The sequence below is a fragment of the Alteromonas sp. C1M14 genome (assembly GCF_018860965.1).
GTDB lineage: Bacteria > Pseudomonadota > Gammaproteobacteria > Enterobacterales > Alteromonadaceae > Alteromonas.
Window position 1 is genome coordinate 913 of the sequence record NZ_JAHKQF010000003.1, and the last position, 243, is coordinate 1,155.

Genomic DNA, 243 nt, shown 5'->3' on the forward strand with positions numbered 1-243 from the left:
CCACATTGCCGGCGCTGTCTAAGACGGATACATTCACATCCAATAACCCTTCGGCGGCATCGGCGGGCAGTTCAATGGCAAAGGTGCCATCTGGCAATACGTCAGTGGTAAAAGTCTGGGTAACCTCGTCGCTGTCGGTCACTTCGATGTTGATCACCGCGCCGATTTCATCACATGTGCCACTGATGATAGGGGTGGCGCTGTTAAGGTTAGAAAGGGCGTCCAGGTTTAATACCGGCAAGG

General features: G+C 53.5%; 1 protein-coding gene. It reads right to left on the reverse strand.

What is annotated here, in order from left to right; all coding sequences use genetic code 11:
- On the reverse strand, positions 1 to 243 hold a 243-nt coding region (locus KO501_RS18530; protein WP_252728124.1), incomplete at both ends, for an Ig-like domain-containing protein.